Source organism: Streptomyces sp. NBC_00425, from assembly GCF_036030735.1.
GTDB lineage: Bacteria > Actinomycetota > Actinomycetes > Streptomycetales > Streptomycetaceae > Streptomyces.
This window is the reverse complement of sequence record NZ_CP107928.1, coordinates 2,390,260-2,412,684: the sequence shown is the minus strand read 5'-3', so window position 1 is coordinate 2,412,684 and position 22,425 is coordinate 2,390,260. Positions and strand designations below refer to the sequence as shown.

The following is a 22,425-nucleotide window of genomic DNA, read 5'->3' as shown; positions in this document are numbered from 1 at the left end:
AGAAGGTCACCGAGGTGGCAGCCGCGGTGCGCGGCGCGCTGAAGAAGGCCGCCCGCGAGCGCTCCACGACGTCCTGGCCGCAGCTGCGCCGCCAACTCGGCTCCGCCCTGCCCCGTCACCTTCACCCGGACGACCAGGTGGACGTCCTCACCCAGGTCGACACTAATACGCCGACCGGTGAACCCCTCCTGACAGCGCTTCTGGCCGCCACCGACACGAACTCGCCACGCCGCTATGAGCGGGCGGCGAACCGGCTGGGCCGGTACATGCTCGGCGAGGCCCAGGCCGCGTACGCGCAATGGCAGACCGACGCTCTCCACCTGCACCAGCTCTACCGCTACAAGTGACCACACTTGGCCAGCCAGCGCCCGACTACCTGCCGCTCTCGTCGGCGCCAGTAGTGCGTAGCGTCGTGTCCCAGTCGTCCTCGTCGCCGACCGGGTGTCGGGGAGCTTCCTGTTCCGGGTGGAGGCGTGGGGTGGAGGTGTCTCCGCGGGCGTGTTCCAGGAGGGTGCGCAGGGTGGGCTGGACCGCTCGTTGGTCGCCGAACTCGGTGTCCAGGGCGGCCGGGAGGGTTTCTGCCCAGAACTCCCAGAGGGGGCGGACCCAGCCCTCGACGCGTTCGCCGTCGCGTTCGCGGCGCTCCGTGAGCAGGTCCAGCTGGCGCGGGGCGATCTTCTCGACGAGTTCGACGAACAGGGGGTGCGGGTCGCTGCCGCTTCTGGTCAGGCCCGTCGGCTGGGCGCCCATCAGTTCGCGGCAGTAGTCCTCGACCGTGCGCTCGTCGTCGAGGACGGTCCAGCGTTCGTAGGAGCGGAGTAGTTCCGCCCAGCTCGACACCCCGCCGGGGAAGTCGCCCAACCGCAGCCGTACGCCTGGTACTTGGGGTCCCGTCTCGGGGTGCAGGCGCAGCCGGACGCGGTCCGGGGACGCCGTCTGGCCGTCGACGACGTCGACCTGGCCGTTCCACATGCAGCACAGCAGCCGGTGCAGGATGACGCGGCGGTCCTCCTCGCCGCTGACCATCCAGTCGTCCTTGTAGCCGAGGCGCTGGCGCCAGCGCAGGACGTCCTGGGCCTGCTCGTTGTCCTTGGCCCCGGCCCACTGGCGCAGCACCTTGCGGGCCTCGGGGACCTGGGTGAGGCTCATCTCGCTGCGGAAGAGGACGACGGTGACCGAGTCACTCCCGACTCCCCGGTACTCGACGGAGTTCCGGGCGTCTGAGGGGAGGCGGAGTGCCTTGCCGAGGTACTGCTCGACCTCGTCGACGGCCTCCATGCGCGGGTAGGTGACCAGCACGCGCAGGGGGCCGGTGCCTTCCGGGGCGAAGCCGGCCGGCAGCAGGCCGGCGAGTTTGCGGCCGAACAGGTCGATGGCCTCCTTGCTGACCTGGTCGGTGGCGTCGGAGTCGCCAGCCGCGGCGGCCAGCAGGGTGCCCACGGACTGCAACAGCGGCTGCTCTTCCAGATGCGCCTCGTTCTCGGCGAAGAGACGCCAGATGAGACCTTGCAGTTGCGTCTTGACGTTCGCCACCGCGTCGTCCGGGTTGCGGTGGCTGAGTGTGTGGACCTGGCGCCAGGTTTCGCCGTCGATCAGCGTGAGGAGCAGTTCCGACGCGGCGTCCGTCTCGCGCAGTCCCTCGCGGCGGATCAGCCTCGTCACCACATCCTCGTAGAAGTGGTTGAGGGTACGCTGCGGTGGCAGGAGGTACGAGATGCCGGTGCGCTCCTCGTACAGTTCCATGCCCTTCCGCGCGGAGACCTTGCGCTCCTGATCGCTGTGCGCGCGGAAGGCGTTGACGAGCCGGGCGAGGTCGGCGCCTGCCGTGTCGGCGGGGGCCCGCCAATGCTCCTGCTGTTTGCGCCATGCCTCGTGCCAGATGGTCCGGCAGCGCCACTGGTACCAGGCGTCCTGTTCCCGGAGCACGGCCTGTACGTCGTCGTCGCCCCAGCGGGGCCGTGAGACGCCGGCCAGTTTGCCCTTGATACGGGGGATCTTGGGCGGCTGGTCGGTCATGCCAGCGGGGCGTTGCGGGGCGCGGGAGCGGTTGTCCAGCATGCCCAGGAAGCCCAGCCTGGCGATCGGGTCGTCGTTCTCTGGCATGCCCCGCACGATCCGGTCGGCGAGGAAGGGGTCCACATTCTGCAGGAGACTGTCGATGGCGGGGCCTGGGTCGAACCGGTCGGCCATCACGGCGGCGGAGCGTTCGGCGACGGACCGCAGGTCGGCGAGCAGCCGCTGTATGTCGGAGATCCGTTCGCCGAGCGCCGTCTCGACGGCCTTGTCGCCGCGCGGCAGCGGGTCGGGGTCCTGGACGGGCAACTGCTTGCGTTCCCACAGCTCTTCGAGGTGGGAGTCGGCGAACAGCTGCCGGATCATGGGCACCGTGGTCTCGCGCAGCGAGGTCCGGGGCCGTTGCAGGAGGTCGGTGACCGCCTCCCGCAGCAGCCGGTCGGCCACCAGGTCGGCGAGCTGGTCCATGGGGACGGTCATCGACGCGACGAGGCTGGTGGAGACGCCCTGGCGGCCGATGCCGGTGGGGGAGAGGGCGCTGCGGTGCACGCCCCGGTTGATGAAACTGGCGGCGAAGGTCTGGAAGTCGTCGTCGCCGACCGTGGTCCGGCCCCGGCTGCTGGAGTCGCCCAGTCTGGTGCCGATCAGCGACATCACCAGGGAGACGATTGAACGGCGCAGGTCGTCGGCGCGGATGCCGGCGGTCGGGCTGAACAGGAACGACGTGGGCAGGATGCCGGTGCGCAGTCGGATCGGCTGGTTGCCGGGGTAGCGGACGCCGAGTCCGGCGTTCTGGTCGAGGTCGCCGATCTCGGCGCCCTCGGTCGGCGCGTTCTGCCCGTCCACCAGCCGGAACAGGTCGACGAGGGCGCGGGCCGCGTTGAGGTCGGCCTCGCGTCCGCCGCCGGTGGCCGAGGAGAACGACGACGGCATGACGACCAGCGGGTAGATCTTCACGCCGTTGAACCGGCGCAGCTGGAAAGCGTGGTTGATGAGGTGGAGGTAGTCGAGGAAGATCCCGGCGCCGGTGCCGCCGGCCACCGAGAAGGCGACGAACACATCGCAGCCGGTGACCTTTCCGCCGCCCAGCTCGGCCAGTTCGCCGCCGGAACTGGCCATCGCGTCGATCGCCTGGAGCAGCGGTGTCAGGACCGGGCCCAGGCCGTGCCGGAGCGTGGCGAACAGGGCGGCGCGGCCGACCGTGGGCAGCTGGCCCGCGCCGTTGTGGAGCGGGGTGACCCGCGGTTCGTCGGTGCGCGGCGGCAGCCAGTCGGCGACCTCCTCGCGCATGCTGGCCCGGAGCATCCTCGTGACCTCGGGCGAGCTGTCGAAGTTCGGCAGCAGGTCTTGGGTGACCCGTGAGGTACGGGAGTAGGCGGCCCGCAGCGACGGGTCCACGTTGAACTGCGGCAGCCGCATCAGGTCCGACTCGCTGTAGTCCGCGTACACGAACTGCAGGCAGTCGGGTAACTGGTAGGGCGCGTTGCCACTGAGCCGCCTCAGTGCCGAGCCGTCCGGGCCGTACAGCTCGGCGCGCAGTCTGCGCTCCAGTTCGGCGCCGACCAGGCCACCGGTGCCGCCTAGGCCGACGAAGAGCATCGGCTGGCTGACGACCAGCCCTGAGCCTGACGGGGAGTGGGTTGCCCGCGGGGCCCGCCGCGGCTTGCGTTCAGGGCGAGGGCGGTCGCCGGAATCAACGGTGATCTCGTCGGCGAGGGCCGTCGCGGTCGCGCGGTGTTCGCCGCCGAGGCCGGCAAGGACCGAGGCGGCGACCTGTGCGAAGGGACGGCTTCCCTTTGGAAGGCGCCAAGTGTCTTTGTCACCGGTCGCGGGGATCAGCGCACGGAAGTCGAGGCTGCCTCCAAGGCGTTGGGCGACCCTTCCCGACACCTGTCCGACTACATCCAGGGTGCGCAGGGACTCCTGCCGAGTCAGCGTGTTGAGCAGTACGTCGCGAACACCGGGCCGGAAATCATACAGTCGCAGGTCGGGGTCCTCGCCGGGGTCTACGGCGGCGCCATCGGGCGGCGTCAACAGCCCGGACAGGAAGACCTCCGCGAGGTGCGCCGGTTTTGAACGCGGCATCATGGTTCGCTGGACCAGCCGCATGACAGGCAGGACCATTGGAGTGGCTGCGAGGTAACCGGCCAGCTCGAAAGCGCTCGGTGAAGCTTCACTTCGGAATCGTTCGACGAGAGCCGCCGGGTCAAGGCTGGTCAGCGCTTCGTCGTACTCATCGGGTGCCGCGCCGATGTCCTCCTCAGGGCCGCCGGTGGGGACAGCCAGCATGGGTGTCCAGCCTGCAGCGCGCCCCGCGACTACCCGGGCCCAGGGCGCGATCCAGTCCGCGTCCAGCTCCAGCACCGGCACCCAGCGGTCGTACTGGGCCTTGAGCGGCGTGCCTGGCACTGCGGTGTCGGTTCGGAATAGTGGAGTCGCGTGGCCGGGTGGCCCGGGCCGGGCTAGTACAGGCACAGGGGCTAGCGCAGTGCGGTGCCACATGCTGCGGGGAAGCACCTGGAGGACGGCCACCGGTCGCTTGCGGGACCATTGGCACAGCGCCGTGTTCATACCGCCGCGGTGCCAGAGGGGCCCGACACCGTCGGTGAGTAGCAGTAAGACGCGTCGGCCGGTGGGATCCGCCAGTTGTTCCAGGGGCATGGTCCGCTTCGGTCCCGGACCTTGCCTGCGGCGGAACGGGGAGAGCCGCGGCTCGTCTCCGCTGCTGTCGAGTGCCCAGGTGCGCACCGTGCGAAAGGCCCCGTGTCCTTCGAGCAAGGTGCGCAGCTCTGCGGCCAGCTGACGCCACATCACCATGGAGGGTCCCGTGTCCACGATCAAGTCGACCGAGAGCCATCGCTCGGTGCGAGGAAGCCAAGCAGGCATGAGCATGGACGCTTCACAGGTCGCCCTCGCCGTTGCCGCCTCGTCCAGCGTTTGAATGCCAGGGGCCCGCACGTGCCTCTTCAACGGGCGAAGGGCCCGTGAGATCGACAAGGACTCGCTCAGCGCCGGTTCGCGTTGCACCCGTACCACGGCGCCCGGCACATCAGACGCCTCGCCAGGCGATTGAGCCATCCCCCTGCCCATGCTCGCCGACACCGGATACAGCGGAATGGCTGGCGGAGTGGGAGTAAAGGGCCGGTCGGCGTCTGTCGTGCGGTTTCGACGGGCACTGAACGGGTGACGTAGCCGGGACAGCCATCTCCCTGCAGTCCTCGAGTCCTGGTCGTTTCCAGGCAGGTCGTGAGCCGGAGTCTCTGCGTCCGCCTCTGTAGTGACGGCGCGGGTGGGGTCTCCGTCCTGAACTGCGTCGTTCGAGGCACTGCGGCCTATGACCTGGGCTACCCACAGCGCGTCCGCGATCTCCTCGACTGACGGGGCGTCCGTCCCGGCCAGCAGCCGGGCCATACCGCGTGCCAGGCTGTCGTCCATGGAGCTCACCCTTCATTCAGTGGCCGCATCAGGTGGTCCCTGATGAGATCGCGCTCTTCGGGGTCGTTCCAGATCTGCTGCGCCACCCGCACCGCGTTGAGCAGTTGGTCATTGGCGAGTTCCGCCCCGTCGTCGTCCTGCTTTCGCAGGAACTCGGAGATGAGCTCCTCGCGTACGGACGGCGGCGGCCCTTCGGACGCTGGCAGGTGAGCGGCCAGCAGCCGCGCCAGTTTGGCCCGGTCCGGTGGGCGGATTTCGAGACGGATACAGCGCCGCAGGAAGGCTGAGGGAAATTCCCGTTCATCGTTGCTGGTCAGCACCACGATTGGGAACTCGTGGCAGCGGACCTGGCCTTGCCGCAGCTCCGCCCAGCCGCCATCGTCAGCCGTCATGACCTGGGCCGTCGGCTGGCTGAGGCGGGCGAGTTCGGGGATGGCGAACTCGCCTTCCTCGAAGACGTGCAGCAGGTCGTTGGGGAAATCTACGTCACTCTTGTCGATTTCGTCGACGAGCAGGACCCGCGGAATGCGCCACGGGAGCAGCGCCGTGCCCAGTGGTCCGAGCCGCAGGTACCGGCCGATGTCCGGTGGCTGCACCTCCCTTGGAGTGCCCTCCTCGGACCGTGTCGACTGTTCGGCAGTCCGTTCCCGCAGACCGACGTCCTGGAGTCGGCCGATCGCGTCGTAGTGGTACTGGCCGTCCTGCAGTGTCGAGCGACTGGTAATGGGCCAACGCAGAACGGGCCCGAGCCGCAGTTCGTGGGCAATGCTGTATGCCAGGGTGGACTTTCCGACCCCGGGTCGTCCGGTGACCAGCAGCGGGCGGCGCAGGAGCAGGGCCATGTTCACCAGGTGGATCTCCTCGCGGTCCGCCTGATACGTGGTCGCCCGCAGGTGGCGGCCCAGACGGCGCTGCTCAGCCGCCCCCGCTGGCAAAGGTGGTGGATCGAGGATCTCCTCGGGCTCGATCAAATGGGCGAAGGAACGCCACGGTGGTGCGACGGGCAGCCGGTTGATGCCGTCGTGCGGTTCGGAAGCACAGCGGTACATCCACCAGTCCGGCTCCGGACTGGTCGTCAGAGTGTCGCCTGCGCCCGCCGGCGTCACTGGACCGGGGTGATTGCCGCCGGTGTCTGCCTCGTTCATACCGGCCCTCCTTCGCTCGGTGGCGTCATGACTTCTGTGGATGGGTCGGCGCGGTCAAAACCGTCTCCTGGCGAACGCATTCGGGATCATCCCAAAGGAGAGTCAGATGGTTGTGCATGTCTCCGGTGTTGTCCCTGGCGGCTGTCCGGCGCCAGCGCCGCATATGGTCGGGGAGTTCGGAGAACTTGGCGGCGACGATCTCGCTCGCGCGCCGGGCGAGTTCCACCGGGTCGCCGCCGTCCCGGCGCCACACGATGAGAGGGACTCCCTCGCACACAGCCTCCTGAAGGCAGAGCGCGCGCTTCGGGCTCTGCGGGTCGTAGGCGAAGGCGAGCCCGAGCCCGAGAGCGGTGGTCTGAGGGCGCTCGTCTAGCCAGGCCCGCACTTCTCCGTCGCGTCCTCGGACGTGGAGTACTTCGCCGTCCAGTCCGCTCTGCGGCGGGGTGTCGAGGGCCAGCCAGGCGATTCCATCGCACGATGGCCACATGGCCGCGTGCTGGAGGGCTCTCCACCGACGAGTCCAGTCCCGGCGCCACGACGGCCTCTCCAACCGATCCAGGGAACGCACGACCACCGGGTACTTGTGCCCCAGCAGATATTCGTGTCCATCCGTCAGCCAGTGCTCGACGGGATGGCCCAGCAGTGACCAGGGGAGCAGGAACTCCACGCGGACCCAGTCGGCCTCGTCAAGCGACATGACCAGGTCGGACCATTCGGTAAGACACGTACGACCGAATTCCTTGAGTTCACTGGTGCTAAGGGGCCGCTGCGTCTCCCGCTTGCGGGGGCGACACAGACCGGTCGCTGTCAAGTCGAACAGTGCGGCGTCGACGGTGTACTTCTGTTTACCAGGTACGGTCTCTCGGAGACGGATCTGCAGGACCCGGCGTTCGTCTGGGGGCACCAACCGTCGACCGCGGCCGGAGAGTTCGGCCTCTACGCTGGCCGGAAGCCCGAGTTCGCTCACCGCCAGGCTAATTTGACTGCGCAACAGCAACTGTTCCGTCTCGGACAACGCGCCGGTGAGTTCTGACAGGAAGCGCAGCACCAAAGGCGCGTGAGGCGCAGCCTGCGCGGTGACAGTGGTGAAGTCACGCGCATCGTTGAGCCGTTTGACCATCCCGGTGACAGTCTCGTTGCCCCGTAGCCCGGACGGTTCCCCGGGGAGGAGCGCTCTTCGCAGCGCTTCATCGGCGAAAGGCAGCGGCACGGGATCTTTCAGGGCGTCGAGCTGGGCGACAACCGCTCTGAGTCTTGACCCGGTAAGCCTTCCTGCGGGGGCCAGTTCGTCCACGATCCTGGCCAGGCGCACCGTGGCGGCTTCTTCGCTCCGCAGGAAATGGAGCACCTTGGAGAGCGCCCGTAAGACTCTGCCGGGATCGTGGTGACGGTCCATGACGTGCACCAGAGCCGCCACCTGACTGCGGGCATGGGCGTGGTAAGGGACCACAAAAGGGGAGTTCCCCTCTCCGAGCTCCGTCCCCATGGAGTCCAGGACCTGCTTGAAGAACTCAGGGTTGTGCTGCATGTCGTAGAAACCCAAAAGGGCGTGGCAGAGTTCATCGACGTGTTCAGCGGACCAGCCGCTGTGGTACGGCCGTTGCCCTCCCGCCACCGATGTCGATACCGCTGCTGACTCCACGGGTACCGGCTCGTATCTACGCCGTTGGCTGAGCCTGGACCAAAACGAGCTGCGTCGGCTGCCCAGAGGTGCGGGATCTTCGAAGGCTGTCACTCAGGGTCCCTGATCATCTCGCACAACTCGGCGGTAGCCGAATCGTCGGGGCGCAGGACCCTGACGGCGTCCCGAAAGGCAGCCAGCGCAGCACCACGCATGCGGTGTGACTGGCAGCGCTCGACGATCTCCAACAAGTGATCACGTGGATGTGCCCTGAACGCAGGGGAGAACCCCGCCTGCGGCGCTAACGCCTGCCGCATCAGGCTGATCACCTGCCGCCGAAAATCGGCATCATCCATGTCTGGGATGCGTTCGGCCACCCGCACCACAGTGACGGAATCGGGAAAGGTCCCGATCGTGACGGCGCTGATTGCGGGACTCTCTGAGACGACGTCCGAGGGTTCGGATGCGACGCGCGTGCTGGACATCGCGGAGTCCTGAGCCGTCAGGACGGCAGGAAGATGACCTGCTTGTGTCGCCCTACTGGTGTCGGAGGGGTCGGTTTCAGTGGCGGTGAGGATTAGCCGTCTGAGGGTGGAGTAGGAGCGGTGTGCGCGTGAGGCGGGCCGCACAATGCCGGAATGATCTCCGGGCAGGACGGCTGCGTCGGGGAAGACACTGCGTGCCGAGGCGGGAGTGACGATGTTGTCGGTCTCGCCGGCATAGACCGAGAACGGAATGGGACAGGTCCGCGCGGTAACTTCCTGTGCGTTGACGATGTCGCGGAGGACAGCCCGTTGAGTGTCGGTGATCTGTTGGTCCAGCGGCCGTAGTTGGCGTTCCTGGGGATTGCGCCGCAGCACCCCGCGACGCAGTGCCAGAGCGAACTGCGAGCCGTTGTTCGGGCAGGCAAAAAGCACGACCCGCCGGATGCGGGCCAAATCCTGACCGCGCCCCTCGACAAGCATCCGAGCGAGGCAGCGCTGGACGATCAGCCCGCCTTGGCTGTGGCAGACCAACATCAGCCGATCGAAGCCCCCGGCTTCAGTGTCCAGGAACTCCTTCAAACTGTCAGCCACCGTGTCGAATTCGGGAACCCCGCGCAGCGGACTGGGCTGCCACAACCGCGTGTCGTAGGAGAAGGGAAGCGGCCTGACGAAGTCCAAGTCCTCGTCCTGGTCGATCAACGACGTGAACGGTTCCCACATCGCTGCCGACGAGTTGAAGCCATGGACGAATACCGCACCCAGCCGTCGGTGGCCCCCTACCGATCCCATCCCTGCCCTCCCAAAACGTTCGGTGGCAAACCTACCCAAGAAGTCGGCCAGCTGGGCCTCCTTGGAGGAAGCCGTACAGAAGCCTGTCCCCCCGGTTCGGGGTTGGTGGGGCCTCCCAGGAGAGCTAGCCGGTGCTACCTCTGGAAGCGGAGGCTGGCGGGTATGTGGACTTCGTCCAGCCCGTTCGTGTCATGGTCGACGACAGACTGCCGGTAAGGCGGGCCAGGAGGCTGTCGTCGACGGGTGGGATGCAACCGCCACCGGCACTGTTCGTCAATGCCGGTCATGGGTGGACGGGAAGTCAACTCATTGTCAGCCCATCCAGGCCAGGTTGAGTACAGGTTCGGACGAACCCATCCGGCAGTGATCGGATCATGCCGTTGTGCCGGTGCTGGTGGGACTGTTGGGTGGTGCTGTCCCGGGCGGGGTCTGACTCATGAGATCTATGACCGAAGTGTCCAGTCACAGGCTTGTCGACTGTCGTTGCGGGATGGTGTCTGCTGTCACCGAGCCACAGGGCGTGTCCCAATAGGGGCCTTGCCGCAAGTCAGGCGCCATCACGGTTCAGACCGCCCGTCCAGGCCGGTGCCAGCCACCCAGCACGTCACCACGCGGGAGGCGAACCACTCATGACGACCAGACAGCACAGCACCTCCTCGAGCACGGATCCGCCCGTTCGGCGCGAGGTCGTTCTGGGCGTGGACACGCACGGCGAGGTTCATGTCGCCGCCGTGCTCTCCCCGCTCGGGCAAATCCTGGGCACCGAGTCCTTTCCGGCCACGGCAGCCGGCTACCGACAACTGCTCGTCTGGGCCCGCAAGCGGGGGACGGTGCGCCGGGCCGGTGTGGAGGGCACGGGCACCTTTGGAGCGGGCCTGTCCCGCTATCTGCTGGCTCAGGACGTCCAGGTGTATGAAGTGAACCGGCCCGATCGCTCGGCCCGCCGTCTGCTCGGGAAGTCGGACCCGCTCGATGCGCAGGCTGCTGCGCGGGCTGTGCTCAGTGGTCGGGCCCGGGCGCGGGCCAAATCCGGCGACGGTCCGGTGCAGAGCGCCCGGATGTTCAAACTCGCCAAGGTCTCCGCGGTCAAGGCCCGCACCCAGGCGATCAACCAGCTCAAGGCCGTCCTGGTCATAGCTGACCCCGCCTTGCGGGAGCGGTTGTCGAGCCTGGGCAATGCCGAGCTGTTCCGCACCTGCGCGCGCCTCGGCCTGTGCGACGGCGGGGGCGACGAGGACGCCGTGGCCCAGGCCACTCATATGACCCTGAGTATGCTCGCCGAGCGCATCGAGCAGCTCACCGGGCAGATCGATGAGCTGAACCGGCGCCTGACCCTGCTTGTCGAGCGCCACGCCCCGCAGCTGCTCGTACCGGTGGGCATCGGCCCGGACAGTGCCGTCACTCTCCTGATCACCATGGGAGACAACCCCGAGCGGCTGAACACCGAGGCGTCCTTTGCTGCCCTTTGCGGAGTCAGCCCCGTCGAGTACTCCTCGGGCCGTCGGAGCACGCGCCGGCTCAACCACGGCGGCGACCGGCAGGCCAACGCCGCCCTGCACCGCATCGTGTTCACCCGGCTGCGCCACGACCCGCGCACCCAGGCGTACTACGAACGCCGCACCCAGGAGGGCAAGACCCGACGTGAGATCATCCGATGCCTCAAGCGATATGCCGCCCGCGAGGTCTTCAACCTGGTCAGACCGGTTTCCCGCACCCCCGCGTTATAGGGGCGTCCGTGAGACGTGAGAGGGTCTGGGGCGTGAGTGAGACACCCCCGAACACCCTGCAATACCGCTTTGACGGGCCAGAAGACGCTCCGGTCCTGATCTTGGGTCCCTCACTGGGTACCACATGGCACATGTGGGACCGGCAGGTTCCCGAACTGGCCCAGCAGTGGCGGGTGTTCCGCTTCGACCTGCCGGGCCACGGCGGCGCACCCGCCCACCCGGCGGGCTCGGTCCCGGACCTCGCCGAACGGCTGCTCGTCACGCTGGACGGGCTCGGGGTGCAGCGCTTCGGCTACGCGGGCTGCGCCTTCGGCGGCGCGGTGGGCGTGGAGCTCGCGCTGCGCCACCCCGAGCGCGTCGCCTCGCTCGCGCTGATCGCGGCGTCGCCTCGGTTCGGCACGGCCGACGAGTTCCGCCAGCGCGGCGTGATCGTGCGCACGAACGGCCTCGACCCCATCGCCCGGACTTCGCCCGACCGCTGGTTCACCGGCGGATTCGCGGCCGCGCAGCCCGCGATCACCGAGTGGGCCGTGCAGATGGTGCGCACCACCGACCCCGGTTGCTACATAGCCGCCTGCGAGGCGCTCGCCGCGTTCGACGTACGGGCCGAGATCGGCCTCGTCGGCGTCCCGACGCTGGTCCTCGCCGGCTCGGACGACCAGGTCACCGGCCCCGCCGAGGCCCGCACCCTGGTCGCCGGCATCCCGGACGCCCGTCTCGCGGTCGTGCCGGGCGCCTCACACCTCGTCCCGGTGGAGCAGCCGGCCGCCGTCACCGACCTGCTGGTCCACCACTTCTCCACCGCGTGGCAGCCCGCCTACGACTCGGTCACCGGGCAGACGGCCGTCCCGGGCATCCCGGTCCGGGCGGTGCCGACCATGCCGCCGCAGCCCCTGCAGTCCCAGCAGCCGGTGGCCCTCGCGGAGATCGCGCCCGCCCCGGTTCTCCAGCCGCCGCAGGTCATGGGCCGCCCCGACCCGTACGACTCCGGACTGAAGGTGCGCCGGGAGGTCCTCGGCGACGCCCACGTGGACCGCGCGCTGTCGCAGGCCGACGACTTCGGGGGGCACTTCCAGGAGTTCGTCACCCGCTACGCCTGGGGCGAGGTCTGGGACCGTCCGGGCCTCGACCGACGCACCCGCTCCTGCATCACGCTCACCGCGCTGGTCGCCGGCGGTCACCTCGAGGAGCTCGCCGTGCACACCCGGGCCGCGCTGCGCAACGGCCTCACCCCGGACGAGATCAGGGAGGTGCTGCTCCAGGCGGCCGTCTACTGCGGCCTGCCGGCGGCGAACGGCGCGTTCAGGGTGGCGCAGCAGGTCGTCCTCGAGGAGACCACCCCCACCGAGTGAGCCCGGCGGCCGGCACGGGGCAGGATGGGACGTATGACGGCACTGAAGCTCACGAAGAAGTCGCACGCGTGCGTGCGCCTGGAGAAGGACGGGCGCACGCTCGTCGTCGACCCGGGCGGGTTCAGCGAGGCGGACGCCGCACTCGGCGCGGACGCGATCCTCGTCACCCACGAGCACCCCGACCACTTCGACGAGGGACGGCTGCGCACCGCCCTGGAGGCCGACCCGGCGACCGAGGTCTGGACCCTGCGGTCGGTGGCCGAGAAGATCTCCGCGGCCTTCCCGGGCCGCGTCCACACCGTCGGCCACGGCGACACGTTCACCGCGGCGGGCTTCGACGTCCAGGTGCACGGCGAGCTGCACGCCGTCATCCACCCCGACATCCCGCGCATCACCAACGTCGGTTATCTGATCGACGGCGGCCGGGTCTTCCACCCCGGCGACGCGCTCACCGTCCCCGGCCGCCCCGTACAGACGCTGATGCTTCCCGTGATGGCTCCCTGGAGCAAGATCTCCGAGGTCATCGACTACGTCCGCGAGGTGCGCCCGCAGCGTGCCTACGACGTCCACGACGCCCTGCTGACCGACCTGGCCCGGCCGATCTACGACCGGCAGATCGGCGCCCTCGGGGGCGCGGAGCACCTGCGGCTGGAGCCGGGGGAGAGCGCGGCACTGTGAGTGTCGGTGGCGCCCGGTAGGTTGTGGGACATGCGTATCGCGACCTGGAACGTGAACTCGATCACCGCCCGCCTGCCGAGGCTCCTGGCGTGGCTGGAGAGCAGCGGCACCGACGTGCTGTGCCTGCAGGAGGCCAAGGTCGCCGAGGAGCAGTTCCCGTTCGAGCCGTTGCGCGAGCTGGGCTACGAGTCGGCGGTCCACGCCACCGGCCGGTGGAACGGCGTGGCCGTCGTCTCCCGCGTCGGCCTGGCGGACGTCGTGAAGGGCCTGCCGGGCGACCCCGGCTACGACGGCGCGCCGGAGCCGCGCGCGGTCTCGGCGACCTGCGGTCCGGTCCGCGTGTGGTCGGTGTACGTGCCGAACGGCCGCGAGGTCGACCACCCGCACTACGCCTACAAGCTCCAGTGGTTCGAGGCCCTCAAGGCGGCCGTCGCCGGGGACGCGGCGGGGGGCAGGCCCTTCGCGGTGATGGGCGACTACAACGTGGCGCCGACCGACGACGACGTGTACGACCTGGCCGCCTTCGAGGGCCTCACTCATGTCACCCCGGCCGAGCGGGCCGCCCTGGCGTCGCTGCGCGAGGCCGGGCTGTCGGACGTCGTCCCGCGCCCCCTGAAGTACGAGCACCCGTTCACGTACTGGGACTACCGTCAGCTCGCCTTCCCCAAGAACCGCGGCATGCGCATCGACCTGGTGTACGGCAACGAGCCGTTCGCCAAGGCGGTCAAGGACTCCTACGTCGACCGCGAGGAGCGCAAGGGCAAGGGCGCCTCGGACCACGCGCCCGTCGTCGTCGACCTCGAGGTGTAGGGCCCGTCCGGCCGCCGGGGCGCGCGGGCCAGCGCGCCCTGTGGTGTGCATGCCGGTGCGAATGTCACGCTGGGTCTATGAACATCCCTTTCCTGGGCAACAGGAGCAAGAAGTACCGTGCGGCGGTCCTGGCCGAGGACCCCGAAGGGATCGCCGAACTCCTCGCCGAGTGTGAGCTGTTGCGCTCGCACGCGGCCCGGCAGGGGATCGGACTGGACGACACGGCGGGCTCGCTGGAGGCGCTCGACCAGCTGCCGCCCCGCTGGCGCGACGACGAGGAGAACCTGCCCTGGTTCGGCCACGACGCGGGGCTCTACCTGGGGACGGTCGTCGTGCGCTCCGTGCCCGGCGCGGCCTGGGCGATCCGGCCCGGCGGGGAGGCGGTCGTCCGGCTGTCGTCGGGCCGGGAGGTCGACGTGGTCGCGGCCGGCCGGGAGTGGGCCGTGAGCGGGACGCCCGAGCTGTCCCAGCTGTACGCAGAGGTGGCCGAGGACTGACCGCGCCGGCGAGCCGCGCACGGGCGGCGGGCGATGTAAATACGGCTAATGCCCGGAAGGTGCGTGTCGCTTCTTCCCCCCGCCCTTCTGTGGATAGTTTGCGGCGACCACGACACAGCTGAGAGTGAGTAGGGCTGCGCATGGCCGTCGATCCGTTGATCGAGCTGCGTGACGTCAACAAGTACTTCGGGGAGCTGCATGTCCTGCAGGACGTCAACCTCACGGTCGGCAGGGGGGAGGTGGTCGTGGTGATCGGCCCTTCGGGGTCGGGGAAGTCGACACTGTGCCGCGCGATCAACCGGCTGGAGCCGATCCGGTCGGGCTCGATCACGCTCGACGGTCAGCCGCTGCCCGAGGAGGGCAAGGGGCTGGCCCGCCTGCGTTCCGAGGTCGGCATGGTGTTCCAGTCGTTCAACCTCTTCGCCCACAAGACGGTCCTGCAGAACATCTCGCTGGGTCAGGTGAAGGTCCGCCGCCGCAAGAAGGACGACGCCGACCGGCGCTCGCGCGAACTGCTCGACCGCGTGGGCCTCGCCGACCAGGCCGACAAGTTCCCGGCGCAGCTCTCCGGCGGCCAGCAGCAGCGCGTGGCCATCGCCCGCGCCCTGGCCATGGACCCCAAGGCGCTCCTGTTCGACGAGCCCACCTCCGCCCTCGACCCCGAGATGATCAACGAGGTCCTCGAGGTGATGCGGCAACTGGCGCACGAGGGGATGACCATGGTCGTCGTCACCCACGAGATGGGCTTCGCGCGCTCGGCCGCCAACCGCGTGGTCTTCATGGCGGACGGCCGCATCGTGGAGGACCGCACTCCGGAGGAGTTCTTCACCGCCCCGCGCAGCGACCGCGCCAAGGACTTCCTCTCCAAGATCCTCAAGCACTGAGTCCGGACGGCGGCAGCCACCGAGCGCACCCGTCCCGGCAGCGGCCGGAGATCACTGCTCGCGCAGCGGGACCGACAGGTACGACGGGTCGTCCGCCGGTGAGGAGAAGGTCAGCCGTGCGCCGGACGGGTTGTGCTCCATGTAGAGCGGGTCGACGGTGTCGACGACCAGGGCGAGCCGGTGTCCTGCCGGGACGTCGTAGGCCGTGGAGCCCAGCTCCAGGTCGAGGCCGAACGGCTTGCCGGGCGTGCGCCCATGGAAGGTGTACGGCGCGTTGCCGACCAGTTTGCCGAGGCCGAGCGGCCCCACGTCGTACAGGTAGGCGACGAGGGTGCCGCTCTGCGCGGTCGGGGTCACCGTGGTGTGCAGCAGGGCCGTACCGCGCACCCGCTGCGTCGTGGCGTACTTCTCCGACTGCCACACGGCGGCCCAGCGGCGGGGGAGCAGGGGGATCGAGGCCACCGGGGGCAGCTGTGCGACCTGGTCGAGGATGCTGGAGAGGAAGACGATCCCGCCGTCCGCGCCGGAGTCCACGTTCGTGTGGATGGTGGTGGATCCGGCCAGGGCCGTCTTCCTGCGCGTCGCGTTCACCGACTGCCAGTCCGGGTAGCCCTCGTAGCCGCCCCCGGTGCGGGACTTGAGCCGCACGGGCTGTTCCCGGTCGACGCCGTTGTCCGCACCCCGGAGGTAGTGGTCGAACCAGCGCCGGGTGTCCGTCCACACGTCGTTGGGCAGTCCGAACAGACCGGGGAGCTCGGCGGTGGCATGGTCGCCCGGGCGGAACTCCAACCGCTTGGGGCCGGTCAGCTTCTCGTAGAGGGCGGCGGACTGGTTGGGCGGGAAGACGGTGTCGCCCCAGGAGCCGGCCAGCATCACCGCGGTGCCGTTGCGGTTGAGCTGGTCGGCATGGGTCGAGGGTGAACGTTTCTTCCCCCAGGCGACGAGGTCCTTCTCCTTCGACAGGTCGCCGGAGTAGAAGGCCGAGAAGACCTCCCGTGACTCGGCGCTCTGCCGGCCGGTCACCGTGCCCACGGTGTCCAGCACGGCGGCGGCCTGAAGGTGCTGGGTGCGGCCGGAGTAGATCGAGTCGATCAGGTCGCCCCAGCCGCTGAGTGAGGCCACGGCCTTCACGCGGGGGTCGTGGGCGGCCGCCAGGACGCTGATCCCGGCGCCGTAGGAGACGCCCGCCATGCCGATGTGCGCGGCGTCTGCCGGGGTGTTGGCGAGCGCCCAGTCGATGACCTCGCAGGCGTCGGCGACGTCGCGGGGGCCCGCCACGTCGATGTCCCCGCCGGACTGCCAGAAGCCCCGCACGTTGTAACTGAGCACGACGTAACCGGAGTCGGCGAGCCGCTGCGCCTGGGCCAGGTACTCGACCTGCGGGAAACCCCAGCTCGTGGGGAGCACGATCAGCGGGTAGCGGCGCGTGCCGTCCGCACCGGCGGGGGTGACGACGTTGGCCTTGAGGACGGTTCCGCCGTCCCCCGCGATGTCGACGTACCGGACGGCGCTCCCGGCCGCCTGCGCGGAGGGGGCCAGGGCGAGGACGGCGCCGGCCGCCAGCGAAACGGAGACGGCGCCCACGGCGGTCGTGCGCAGGGCCCTGCGGTGCTGTCCCACGGTTCACTCCTCAACTTGCCGCATTGCAAAGTGACCCGACGGTAACCGCATCTCCTACCGGAGGTAACCCGCCGGTAAGTTACGTGGCAGTAACGATTGTCGCCTCCGGCAGGGGAGCCTGGGCCTGGCGGGTCACGTCGTCCACCAGCTCGACCACGTCGGGCCCGTACGCGTGGGAGCTGACGACCTTCAGCAGCAGGACGAAGGAGCCGTCCCCGTACTTGCGGGCCAGTCGTTCGTGATGGCGGACGAGATAGCGGGTGGCGGCCTGGTTGTTGATGGCCCGTTGGCCGCAGAACAGGAACACCGGCCGGGCCCCGCGCCGCCGCCCCGCGGTGAGCCGCGCCAGCAGGACGAACTCGGTGACCCCCGACTCCATCCGGTAGTGCTCGGCGCCGATCTGGAACGCCAGCCGGTCCGGGCCCGGTTCGCGGTCGGTGTTGATCCGCACCCCCGGCAGCATGGCCTGGACATGGGCCGCCGTACGCCGGTTCGAGCCCGGGCCGCCGACGCAGAACTCCGTTCGCTCTCCGAAACCCTGCCGGGCCGCGTCCTGTGTGACCACCTCGGCGCCCGCGCCGCAGTCCTTGATCAGTGCAGCGAGTTCCAGGAGCGCGAACACGTCGTGCCGGTGCACCGCGAGGTCGGCGCTGCCCGCGTCGCGGTTGACGACGAGCAGGCACTCCGAGTTCTCGGGCAGCCCGAAGAACGCCTGCTTGCGCCGGAGTCTGCGGCGCCACAGATAGGTGCGGGTGACCCAGCCGAGCGCGGCGCTGACGCCCGCCGCGATGACGCCCAGGACGATGTTGCGCACGTCGTCGTTCATGGGCGCGCATGGTAGCGGGCCGACACGCCCGAGGCGTACCCGTGTTCGAGGTGTGGCAGTCGTATGACAGTGCCCTGAAGGCGCCTGTCCGGGCACCGCGAATGTGGTTACGCTGCGCGGACGGTCCCGCACTGGAGGTACGGATGCGTCGCCCTGTCGCGCGGAAACTGTCGGTCCTGGCGGTCTCGGCCGCCGTGGTCACGGTGGGGGCCGCCGCGCCACCCGCCCCCCAGAGAGCCCCCGTCGCCAAGGTCCCGGTCGCCGTCGGCTACGGCGGAGCCGTCGCCAGCGTGGACGCGGACGCCTCGGCGGCCGGTATCGAGGTGCTGCGGCGGGGCGGCAACGCCGTCGACGCGGCCGTCGCCACCGCCGCCGCCCTCGGCGTCACCGAGCCCTACTCGTCCGGTGTCGGCGGAGGCGGCTACTTCGTCTACTACGACGCCAAGTCCCGTACCGTGCAGACCATCGACGGCCGCGAGACGGCGCCGCTGACCGCGGACTCCGGCCTCTTCCTGGAGAACGGCAAACCGCTCGCCTTCGCAGACGCCGTCACCAGCGGCCTCGGCGTCGGCACGCCGGGCACGCCCGCCACCTGGGCGACCGCCCTGTCCCGCTGGGGCAGCGAGCGGCTCGGCACGGTCCTCAAGCCCGCCGAGCGCCTGGCCCGCGACGGCTTCACCGTCGACGACACCTTCCGCACCCAGACCGCGGCGAACGAGGCGCGCTTCCGCTACTTCCCGGACACCGCGGAGCTGTTCCTGCCCGGCGGACGGCTGCCGGTCGTCGGCTCGACGTTCAAGAACCCCGATCTCGCGCGCACCTACCAGGAGTTGGGCAGGAAGGGCGTCGACGCGATCTACCGCGGCGATCTCGGCGAGGACATCGTCTCCACGGTGAACCACCCGCCCGTGGACCCGGCCTCCGGCTGGAACGCACGGCCGGGCGGCCTGTCCGCCAGGGACCTCGCGGCCTACCGGGCCAAGCTGCAGGCGCCCACCAGGACGTCGTACCGCGGCCTCGGCGTCTACTCCATCGCCCCCTCCTCCTCGGGCGGCACGACCGTCGGCGAGGCCCTCAACATCCTCGAGCGGACGAACCTGTCGAAGGCGAGCGAGGCGCAGTACCTGCACCACTTCATCGAGGCGAGCAGGATCGCGTTCGCGGACCGCGGGCGCTGGGTCGGCGACCCCGCCTTCGAGGACGTCCCGACGAAGCAGCTGCTGTCGCAGCGGTACGCCGACTCGCGCGCCTGCCTCATCAAGGACGACGCCGTCCTCATCAGCCCCCTCGCGCCCGGCGACCCGCGCAAGCCCGCCGCCTGCGCCACCGGCGGCACGGCGGCCCCGACGACGTACGAGGGCGAGAACACCACCCACCTCACCGTCGCCGACAAGTGGGGCAACGTCGTCTCCTACACGCTCACCATCGAGCAGACCGGCGGCAGCGGCATCACCGTGCCCGGCCGCGGCTTCCTCCTCAACAACGAGCTGACCGACTTCTCCTTCGCCCCGGCCAACCCGGCCGTGCACGACCCGAACCTGCCCGGTCCCGGCAAGCGGCCGCGTTCGTCGATCTCGCCGACGATCGTCCTGGACAAGCACGACAGGCCCGTCGTGGCACTGGGGTCGCCCGGCGGCGCGACCATCATCACCACCGTGCTGCAGACCCTGACCGAGTTCCTCGACCGCCGGCTGCCGCTCGTCGACGCGATCGCGGCGCCGCGCGCCAGCCAGCGCAACGCCGCCCAGACGGAGCTGGAGCCCGCCCTCTACGGCGACACCTCCCCGGGCGGCCTGCGGGCCCGGCTCGAGGCCATCGGCCACTCGTTCAAGCTCAACCCCGAGATCGGGGCGGCGACAGCCGTGCAGCGGCTGCCCGACGGCAGGTGGCTGGCCGCCGCCGAGACCGTGCGGCGCGGCGGCGGGTCGGCCCAGGTGGTGCACCCCGCACGGTAGGGATCACGACTCGGCGGCCGGGACGGGCGGTGGGGTGCGGAACGCCAGCCGCCCGTCCTCGACCTCCACCCGCACCCGGTCGCCCTGCCCGACCCGGCCGTCGAGCAGCAGCCGCGAGAGCTGGTTGTCGACCTCGCGCTGGATGGTGCGGCGCAGCGGGCGGGCGCCGTACTCGGGCTGGTAGCCGCGCTCGGCGAGCCAGTCGACGGCCCCGGCGGCGAACTCGACCGTGACGCCCTGAGCCCGCGCCAGCCGGCGCGTGCCCTCCAGCAGCAGATCGGTGATCTGCCGCAGTTGCCCGTCGGTGAGCTGCCGGAAGACGACGACCTCGTCGATCCGGTTCAGGAACTCCGGCCGGAAGTGCTCGCGCAGCGGCCGCAGGATCCGCTCCCGCCGCACCTCCTCGTCCGCCTCGCCGCCGCCCGGCCCGAAGCCGATGCCGGCGCCCCGGCGGGTGATCTCCTCCGAGCCCAGGTTGCTGGTCATCACGACGACGGTGTGGGTGAAGTCGACCGTGCGGCCCTGGGAGTCGGTGAGGCGGCCGTCGTCCAGGACCTGCAGCAGCACGTTGAAGACGTCCGGGTGGGCCTTCTCCACCTCGTCCAGCAGCAGCAGGGAGTACGGGTGCCGGCGCACCACCTCGGTCAGCTGCCCGGCCTCCTCATGGCCGACGTAGCCGGGCGGGGCGCCCACCAGTCGGCTCACGGTGTGCCGTTCCTGGTACTCGCTCATGTCGAGCCGGACCATCCGCTCCTCGCTGCCGAACAGCGCCTCGGCGAGCGCCCGGGCCAGCTCCGTCTTGCCGACGCCGGTGGGTCCGAGGAACAGGAAGCTGCCGATCGGCCGGGCGGGGCTCGCGAGACCGGCGCGCGAGCGCAGCACCGCGTCGGAGACGACCCGCACGGCCTCCTCCTGGCCGACCACCCGTTCGTGCAGATGCTCCTCGAGGGCGAGCAGCCGGTCCTTCTCCTCCTGGGTGAGGCGGGAGACGGGGATGCCGGTCTGCCGGGACACGACCTCGGCGACGGCCTCCGCGGTGACCTCCAGATGCCGGCCGTCGTCGGAGGCGTCCTCGCCGCCGGTGTCCGCGACGCGCTGCCGCAGCTCGACGATGCGGTCCCGCAGGCGGGTGGCCTCCTCGTACTGTTCGTCCGCGACCGCCCGCTCCTTGTCGCGGGCGAGATCCTCGATCTCGCGCTCCATCGCCCGCACGTCGGTGCCCTTGGCACGGGAGCCGAGCCGCACCCGGGCGCCGGCCTGGTCGATGAGATCGATGGCCTTGTCGGGGAGCCGCCGGTCGCTGAGGTGGCGGTCGGACAGCTCCACGGCCGCCACCAGCGCCTCGTCGGCGTACCGGACCTGGTGGTGGGCCTCGTAGCGGTCGCGCAGCCCGCGCAGGATCTCCAGCGCGTCCGCGACGGACGGCTCCGGGACGAGGATCGGCTGGAAGCGGCGGGCGAGCGCCGCGTCCTTCTCGACGCGCCGGAACTCCTCCAGCGTCGTCGCGCCCACGATGTGCAGCTCGCCGCGGGCCAGGGGCGGCTTGAGGATGTTGGCGGCGTCCATCGCCCCGCTCTCGCCGCCCCCGCCCGCGCCGACGACGGTGTGCAGCTCGTCGATGAAGACGATCAGCCGGTCGGAGTGCGCGCGGATCTCGTCGACGATCGTGTTCAGCCGCTCCTCGAAGTCGCCGCGGAAGCGGGTGCCCGCGACCACGCCGGTCAGGTCGAGGGCGACCACGCGCCGGGAGGCGAGCACGTCCGGCACGTCCCCCTCGGCGATCCGCTGGGCGAGTCCCTCCACCACGGCGGTCTTGCCGACGCCGGCGTCGCCGATCAGCACCGGGTTGTTCTTGCCGCGCCGGGAGAGGACCTCGATGGTCTGCTCTATCTCGTCGTCCCGGCCGATCACCGGGTCGATGCGCCCCTGCCGGGCCAGCTCGGTGAGGTCGCGGCCGTACTTGTCCAGGGTGGGCGTGGCCGTGGGCCGCTGCCCGTCCGCGGCGTGGGCGGGCCCGCCGGCGTCCATGGCGTCGGACGGCAGACCGGCGGCGGCGAAGCGGGCCGCGTTGAGGATGTGCCCGGCCGCCGAGTCCGGGTTGGCGGCGAGGGCGCTCAGCACGTGCTCCGGACCGATGTGGCCCGCGCCGCGGCTGCGGGCCAGATCGTGCGCGTCCAGCAGGGCGCGCTTGGCGGCGGGCGTCAGGGACAGCGAGGTGGGCGGGGGCACCTCGCCCGGCGGATGCTGCACCGGTCCCGACCGCTCGTCGATCTGTGTCGCGAGGGAGTCGGGGTCGGCGCCCGCCCGGCTGAGCAGCGAGCGCGTGGGCTCCGCGGACAGGGCCGCCCGCAGCAGGTGTTCGGTGTCCAGGTCGCGGCTGCCGTGCTCGGCGGCGTACTGGGCGGCGCCGCGGACGAGCTCGCGTGCGGGCCTGCTGAGGAGCTGGCCGATGTTGATCTGGCGGGGGCCGGGGCGAGGCCCGCCGAAGAAGCGGGCCAGGAACTCGCCGAAGGGGTCGCCGTAGCCCTCCGGGCCGTTGAAGCCGCTGCTCATGGCGTTCCGTTCGATCGACGTGCGATGCGGTGCCG

15 protein-coding genes and 1 pseudogene are annotated in these 22,425 nt (G+C 70.2%); 8 read left to right on the top strand and 8 right to left on the bottom strand.

Features of this window, described 5'->3' with window-relative positions:
* The first annotated feature begins 14 nt into the window (after positions 1-14).
* Positions 15-347 (top strand): hypothetical protein, encoded by a 333-nt coding sequence (locus OHS82_RS10050; RefSeq protein ID WP_328433723.1) that lies wholly within the window; start codon positions 15-17, stop codon positions 345-347.
* Between the two features lie 25 nt (positions 348-372).
* Here OHS82_RS10050 and OHS82_RS10045 read toward each other — a convergent pair whose 3' ends face one another.
* From OHS82_RS10045 to OHS82_RS10025, 5 genes and pseudogenes are all read right to left on the bottom strand, one after another.
* Complete coding sequence (locus OHS82_RS10045; protein WP_443042361.1) at positions 373-3,630, bottom strand: tubulin-like doman-containing protein; 3,258 nt, start codon at positions 3,628-3,630, stop codon at positions 373-375.
* A gap of 309 nt (positions 3,631-3,939) precedes the next feature.
* Positions 3,940-5,424: pseudogene (locus tag OHS82_RS43490) on the bottom strand (SAV_2336 N-terminal domain-related protein); the annotation flags it as partial.
* A 29-nt stretch (positions 5,425-5,453) separates the two neighbouring features.
* Positions 5,454-6,497: an AAA family ATPase gene (locus tag OHS82_RS10035; protein WP_443042362.1), complete on the bottom strand. Its 1,044-nt coding sequence runs from the start codon at positions 6,495-6,497 to the stop codon at positions 5,454-5,456.
* Positions 6,498-6,618: 121 nt separating this feature from the next.
* Positions 6,619-8,235 carry a VMAP-C domain-containing protein gene (locus tag OHS82_RS10030; RefSeq protein ID WP_328433719.1) on the bottom strand — a complete coding sequence of 539 codons (1,617 nt, stop codon included), beginning with the start codon at positions 8,233-8,235 and terminating at the stop codon, positions 6,619-6,621.
* An 89-nt stretch (positions 8,236-8,324) separates the two neighbouring features.
* The gene (locus tag OHS82_RS10025; protein ID WP_328433718.1) at positions 8,325-9,488 is read right to left on the bottom strand and encodes an alpha/beta fold hydrolase; all 1,164 of its coding nucleotides are present in this window, start codon (positions 9,486-9,488) and stop codon (positions 8,325-8,327) included.
* Positions 9,489-10,117: 629 nt separating this feature from the next.
* On the opposite strand from OHS82_RS10025, the gene OHS82_RS10020 reads away from it, so the two are divergent.
* The 6 genes from OHS82_RS10020 (at position 10,118) to OHS82_RS09995 (ending at position 15,436) form a co-directional block, all read left to right on the top strand.
* On the top strand, positions 10,118-11,215 hold the full coding sequence (locus tag OHS82_RS10020) for an IS110 family transposase (protein WP_328433717.1): 1,098 nt from the start codon (positions 10,118-10,120) through the stop codon (positions 11,213-11,215).
* Between the two features lie 32 nt (positions 11,216-11,247).
* Entirely contained in the window at positions 11,248-12,567 is a 1,320-nt protein-coding gene (gene pcaDC, locus OHS82_RS10015) for a bifunctional 3-oxoadipate enol-lactonase/4-carboxymuconolactone decarboxylase PcaDC (RefSeq protein WP_328433716.1), read from the top strand.
* 42 nt (positions 12,568-12,609) lie between these two features.
* The gene (locus OHS82_RS10010) at positions 12,610-13,245 is read left to right on the top strand and encodes an MBL fold metallo-hydrolase (RefSeq protein ID WP_057576273.1); all 636 of its coding nucleotides are present in this window, start codon (positions 12,610-12,612) and stop codon (positions 13,243-13,245) included.
* Positions 13,246-13,275: 30 nt separating this feature from the next.
* Positions 13,276-14,055, top strand: a complete 780-nt coding sequence (locus OHS82_RS10005; protein WP_057576154.1) for an exodeoxyribonuclease III — start codon at positions 13,276-13,278, stop codon at positions 14,053-14,055.
* Positions 14,056-14,132: 77 nt separating this feature from the next.
* A complete protein-coding gene (locus tag OHS82_RS10000; RefSeq protein WP_057576155.1) occupies positions 14,133-14,552 on the top strand; it encodes a DUF6278 family protein in 420 nt (139 codons plus the stop codon).
* Positions 14,553-14,692: 140 nt separating this feature from the next.
* The gene (locus tag OHS82_RS09995) at positions 14,693-15,436 is read left to right on the top strand and encodes an amino acid ABC transporter ATP-binding protein (protein WP_057576157.1); all 744 of its coding nucleotides are present in this window, start codon (positions 14,693-14,695) and stop codon (positions 15,434-15,436) included.
* Between the two features lie 51 nt (positions 15,437-15,487).
* On the opposite strand, the gene OHS82_RS09990 is transcribed toward OHS82_RS09995, so the two are convergent.
* On the bottom strand, positions 15,488-17,056 hold the full coding sequence (locus tag OHS82_RS09990) for an alpha/beta fold hydrolase (protein ID WP_328433715.1): 1,569 nt from the start codon (positions 17,054-17,056) through the stop codon (positions 15,488-15,490).
* Between the two features lie 79 nt (positions 17,057-17,135).
* Positions 17,136-17,882, bottom strand: a complete 747-nt coding sequence (locus OHS82_RS09985; protein WP_199863699.1) for a hypothetical protein — start codon at positions 17,880-17,882, stop codon at positions 17,136-17,138.
* A 143-nt stretch (positions 17,883-18,025) separates the two neighbouring features.
* Between OHS82_RS09985 and ggt the strand changes: the two genes are divergently transcribed.
* Positions 18,026-19,837, top strand: coding sequence for a gamma-glutamyltransferase (ggt, locus tag OHS82_RS09980; protein ID WP_328433714.1), 1,812 nt, complete (start codon positions 18,026-18,028; stop codon positions 19,835-19,837).
* A 3-nt stretch (positions 19,838-19,840) separates the two neighbouring features.
* Here ggt and OHS82_RS09975 read toward each other — a convergent pair whose 3' ends face one another.
* Positions 19,841-22,390 (bottom strand): ATP-dependent Clp protease ATP-binding subunit, encoded by a 2,550-nt coding sequence (locus tag OHS82_RS09975; protein WP_328433713.1) that lies wholly within the window; start codon positions 22,388-22,390, stop codon positions 19,841-19,843.
* Positions 22,391-22,425: the final 35 nt, after the last annotated feature.